The organism is Shewanella sp., from assembly GCF_051658185.1.
Taxonomy (GTDB): domain Bacteria; phylum Pseudomonadota; class Gammaproteobacteria; order Enterobacterales; family Shewanellaceae; genus Shewanella.
Map to the genome: position 1 here is coordinate 1 of NZ_JBOFMC010000458.1, position 5,480 is coordinate 5,480.

A 5,480-nucleotide genomic window follows, 5' to 3' on the forward strand; every position below is an offset into this window, starting at 1 on the left:
GTAAGCCCATAGAGCCAGTCAACATGGCGATCTCATCCGATAAAATATCACCAAACAAGTTAGAGCACAGCATAACGTCAAACTCATCAGGGCGACGCAGTAACTGCATGGTCGCGTTGTCGATATAGATGTGTTCCAGCTCAACGTCGGGAAAATCGACCGCCACTTCTTCGACCACTTGGCGCCACAGTACCGAGCAAGCTAAGACGTTGGCTTTATCCACTGAGGTCACTTTTTTACGCCGACCACGGGCGGCTTCAAAGGCGATACGTGCGATACGGCTAATTTCACGGCGGCTATAACGCATGGTATCGAAGGCTTCTTCGCTCTCACCTTCACCTTGGCGGCCTTTAGGCTTTCCAAAGTAAATCCCGCCGGTTAACTCACGCACACACAAAATATCGAACCCCCGGGCAGAAATATCGCTGCGCAGCGGTGACATATGCTCTAAGCCATCATGCAATTTAGCGGGGCGTAAGTTACAAAACAGCTCGAAGTGACCCCGTAGCGGCAGCAGTGCACCACGCTCAGGCTGTTCATTGGGCGGCAGTTTTTCCCATTTAGGACCACCGACTGACCCAAATAGAATGGCATCGGCCGCTTCACAACCTTTAAGGGTTGCCTCTGGCAATGGACAACCATGATTGTCGATAGCGATACCGCCGACATCATATTCAGTGTATTCAATATTAAGGCCAAACCGCGCCTCAACCGCCTTTAACACCTTACGCGCCTCGGCCATCACTTCAGGCCCAATCCCATCACCCGCTAATACTGCAATTTGATAACTCATACGCCCGCTCACTCCTTCAATGTGAAAACTTTATGCTCGATATTGCTTGGTTTATACGCCGCCCAGCTCTCTGTTTTTATGCATATTCTGTTTGTAATCTGCGACCTTATCGGCGCGGCAGGTCAGGTTCATTACATGCACTAATGCACGGGCTGACGCTTCAACCACATCGGTGGCTAAACCTACACCGTGGAAATTTTGCTCATGGTAAACCGCGGTAATATCGACTTGGCCGAGCGCATCTTGGCCTACGCCTTTTGCCCCCAATTTGTAGCTGATGATATCGATACGGCGGTCAGTGGCACGGGCGATAGCGTTATAGGCGGCGTCAACGGGACCATTGCCGGTCGCGGCTTCGGTTTTAATCTCACCGCCCACCTCGATGCGCACGGTTGCCGTGGCCACGCCTTCGGTCGAGTCAGATTGCACCACCAATTGCTGTAATTGATAAAAATTATCTTCCGCGGCTTGTGCCTCCATAAAAGCTAAGGCCTCTAAGTCATAATCGAACACTTGACCCTTTTTATCCGCCAGTTTTAAAAACTGCTCGTACAGGGTATCCAGATGGTAATCATGTTCGCTATAACCCATTTCCTCCATGCGATGCTTAATCACATGACGGCCCGAGCGCGAGGTCATATTCAGGTTATTGCGATTCAGACCAATACTTTCTGGCGTCATGATTTCATAAGTGTTTTGCGCTTTTAACATGCCATCTTGGTGAATCCCCGACGAATGGGTAAAGGCATTAGCGCCCACAATCGCCTTATTTGACTGAATCGGCATATTGCATAATTGGCTGACTAAATTTGAGGTGCGGTGAATTTCCTTCGCATTAATCCCCGTTTCAAACCCTAACAAATTCTTGCGGGTGGCTAAGATCATGGCGATTTCTTCTAAGGAGCAGTTACCTGCACGCTCGCCAATACCATTCATCGTACATTCGATTTGGCGCGCGCCATGCTGCACAGCGGTAATCGAGTTTGCGACCGATAGACCTAAATCATCGTGACAGTGAACCGAGATAATCGCCTGATCGATATTCGGGACGCGGTTAAACAAGGTTTGAATAATACCGCCAAATTCGCTTGGCACCGTGTAACCCACGGTATCGGGAATATTGATAGTCCGCGCGCCCGCGTGAATCGCCGCTTCCACCATACGGCACAAATTATCAATCGGGGTACGCCCTGCATCTTCACATGAAAATTCAACATCATCAGTAAAGCGGCGGGCATATTTCACCGCACCGACCGCCATTTCCAACACTTGCTCGAATGAACGTTTTAATTTGCTCTCCACATGGATGGTCGAGGTGGAGATAAAGGTATGAATACGGAACTGCTCAGCCACCGATAACGCTTGAGCGGCGGCATCAATGTCTTTTTCCAAGGCGCGGGATAAGGCGCACACTCGGCTATTTTTAATGGTGCGAGCAATGGTTTGCACCGACTCAAAATCACCGGGGGAAGAGACGGGAAACCCGACTTCCATCACATCCACCCCGAGACGTTCCAGCGCAAGGGCGATCTGCAACTTTTCCTTGACCGACAAGCTTGCGGCTAAGGCCTGCTCGCCATCTCGTAAGGTGGTATCAAATATAATGACTCTGTTAGACATCTCGCTTCTCCGTGGAACGTCACCGTTCATTATGTAATTCATGCCGTATTCAGATACAAAAAACCCCGCAACGTCGGTGCGGGGTTTGTGAATGCTTTGCCTATTTATCGAGCGTGCAACACTAAGACCTCCGCGTGTTTCCCGCGAGAGTGAGGAGTAGGAGCTCGAGTGAGAGGCGAATTGTATTCATTTAATTTAACTATTTATTCTAATCAGGTTAACGGTACTGGTTAATATTTAACTTGCATTAGCAAGGGTGTCAACCCCCATTTTTTTCATCTTGCAGCCAGTGCATAGGCCGTTGCGCTCAATCTCACCCATCATAACGGCCAACAACGGATAGCAGGCGCAGCATTCCCGGGGCGGTAGAATGCTCATCCCATGGGATAACCTGTACGACAATCGTACTGAAAAATATGTTTTCTATGCAAAAAACAATTTAAAAACGCTATGATTGCCCGTTGTGATTACGGATATTCAATAAAACGCATTTTAGGGAGCTAAAAATGGATTTTCGCGTGTTGGCGCTGTGCTGGCTGCTGGGGCTATTGCCGCACCAAGCAAGGGCAAGTGACCCATTAGATGAGCTCACTGCGCAGGTGTATCAAGCGCCAACGGCTGCCCTCGCGCAAATCTCCACCCTCGAACAACAACATCGGTCGCAACGCACCAGCGACCGCGATACACTGCGTACCAGCCTACTTAAATGCCAAGCGCTGTTGCAACTGGGCGAAAATGAAGCCGCTATCAATGTTGCCCAGTTAGAGGAAGCGCGGGCCAAACAACTTAAACTCGATCACGTCCGCCCCTATTTTTTAATCTGCCAAGCCGATGGGCATCTTGGCAACAACCATACACACACGGCGCTGCCACTGCTGGATGCCGCCATCGCCTTAGCCCATCGCTATCAGCAGCCCCAAGCCCTAGTGGACGCGCTACGCTTACGCGGTCAACTCGATACCGAAGCAGATAATTATGCATCGGCCATCGAAGACTTACGTCTTGCCATCGATATTTACCCCGATATTCATCACCAAGCAGAAGATTGGATCTGGCCGCCACAGGCCTATGTGTATGCCACCATGGGCAATTTACTCCACGCCACCAAGAATTTCCCCCAGGCCATGCATTACACGGAGCAAGCTCTTCACAGTCCAGACGCTAAGGGCAAAGTGCTGCAGGTTATTTTGCTCAATGCCGCGAAAATCGCCCTCGATAATCAGCAAATCGACTACAGCGACCAACTCGAGATACAGGCCAAAACCCTACTGCCTGAGATCAACAACCCCATAGAGCTGGCCTACAGTTACGCCATTTTGGCCTCAATAGCCTTCGACAAGGGCCGTATCGACAATGCACAAGAATATATCACCATCAGCATGAACACCTTTACGCAACAAAATCAAACCGCAGCACTGATGCGCGCCAATCGGCTATTGGCACAAATTCGCTTTGCGCAGCAGCAGGAACACGCGGCGCTATCGCTAATGCAGGCGGCCATTGCCCTGGGTGAGCAACTGCAGCTAAGTGGAGATCTTGAGGATTTTTACCGGATCCTCAGCGAGTATTATGCCGAGAAAGGCGATTTTAAAGCGGCTCACGCGCTGCTACTGAAACGCTTTGAGGCGGCCAAGCACAGCTATGAAGAAAGGAGTCATGCGCGGATTTTACAATTTAAAGCCCGCCTCAATCAGCAGGATACCCAACAGCCACAAGACATGGTGCGAGCTCCTGCGGCCACCAGCCCGTTAATTTGGCATTGGAGCTACGGCCTCTACATGCTACTGACGCTGGCACTGCTGGCGATGGCGCTGTGGTATTTTATTGATAAACAACATCACCCTAAGGTTGACCCTGAATCACCTGCGCCGACACCTTCGCCTTTGCAGCAATTAGAAGCCCAACTGAGCGGCGCCAAACAAGGGGGCTACCCTCTCGCCCTGTTGTTGCTCAATACCAGCCAACTACGCCACATTGACCTCGCTATCTTGCAGCAGGAGCTGCTGGTAAAATTGCGCGAGCAGGATACGCTCATCCGTTATTCCATCGACGAAATCCTGATCCTCTTACCCCACACCTCAAATAAAGGGGCGCAGCAAGTGGCAGAGCAATTAAATGCGGCCCTGCAGCCTTGGCAAGGAACCCATGGGGTCAATTTCGGTATCGCGGCACTACAACAATTTGATACGCTCGCCTCGTTAATTAAGCGGGCGAGTATCAATCAGCTTGGGAAGATTAAAGGCGCAGATCACAAACAACATCATGGATCACCCGCTAAATAAGCGGCGATCTCATCCAAAAACTCACCGCCAAAGCGGCTAAGCTTGCGCTCGCCAACACCGTTAACCGCCAGCATTTCGCCGGGACTGGTGGGCAGCATCGCCGCCATTTCTGCCAACGTGGCGTCGTTAAACACTAAGTAGGGCGGCACATCCTGCTGCTCGGCGATATTGCGGCGCAGCGACTTGAGCCGTGCAAACAATTTACGGTCGTAATTGAGTGGCGCTTTTGCTTGCCCCACCTTGCGCTTCACGGTAGATAAGGCAATACGCGGCTCGGCGAGCATTAAGGCCACCTCGCCCTTGAGGATCGGCCTTGCGGCGGGATTCAAGGTAATGGAGGAGCCGCGGGTCACGTCCTGGCTGGCGAGTCCCAAATGGATCAATTGGCGGATCACGCTCAACCAATACTCGTGACTCTTATCTTTACCTATGCCCCAAGTACTGAGTTTATCGTGGCCCCTATCGACCAGCGGCGCCGCCTTCGAGCCGCGCAAGACCTCAATTAAGTGATTGATCCCAAAGCGCTGCCCTAATCGATAAATGCAAGACAACACCTTTTGCGCATCTTCAGTGCCGTTATAACGTTTCGGAGGGTCGAGGCAAATATCACAGTTACCGCAGGGCTCTAGCGCACTCTCATCAAAATAATGCAGCAGCACTTGGCGGCGACAGGTTTGCGCCTCGGCAAAAGCCGCCATGGTATTCAGTTTATGAAACTCGACCTGTTGCTGCGGCCCCGGCTCCGACTGTTCGATTAAATGCCGCACTCGGCCAATATCGGCCGG

The 5,480-nt window shown here is 51.2% G+C and carries 4 protein-coding genes; 1 reads left to right on the forward strand and 3 read right to left on the reverse strand.

All coding sequences use genetic code 11. The features are described 5' to 3' along the window. Positions 1–793: 3-isopropylmalate dehydrogenase (gene leuB, locus ACRCZA_RS16720; protein ID WP_438675502.1), on the reverse strand; the 793-nt coding region annotated here is incomplete at its 3' end. A 51-nt stretch (positions 794–844) separates the two neighbouring features. Then, positions 845–2,413 (reverse strand): 2-isopropylmalate synthase, encoded by a 1,569-nt coding sequence (leuA, locus tag ACRCZA_RS16725; protein WP_438675503.1) that lies wholly within the window; start codon positions 2,411–2,413, stop codon positions 845–847. A 506-nt stretch (positions 2,414–2,919) separates the two neighbouring features. On the opposite strand from leuA, the gene ACRCZA_RS16730 reads away from it, so the two are divergent. Next, positions 2,920–4,695, forward strand: coding sequence for a diguanylate cyclase domain-containing protein (locus tag ACRCZA_RS16730; RefSeq protein ID WP_438675504.1), 1,776 nt, complete (start codon positions 2,920–2,922; stop codon positions 4,693–4,695). Here ACRCZA_RS16730 and ACRCZA_RS16735 read toward each other — a convergent pair. After that, positions 4,674–5,480 (reverse strand): RQC domain-containing protein (locus ACRCZA_RS16735; protein ID WP_438675505.1); only part of this gene is annotated, 807 nt, incomplete at its 5' end. The genes ACRCZA_RS16730 and ACRCZA_RS16735 overlap by 22 nt on opposite strands.

Coding starts and splice junctions, on each gene's coding strand:
- leuA (WP_438675503.1), bottom strand. CDS start 2,413: ATGTCTAACAGAGTCATTATATTTGATACCACCTTACGAGATGGCGAG.
- ACRCZA_RS16730 (WP_438675504.1), top strand. CDS start 2,920: ATGGATTTTCGCGTGTTGGCGCTGTGCTGGCTGCTGGGGCTATTGCCG.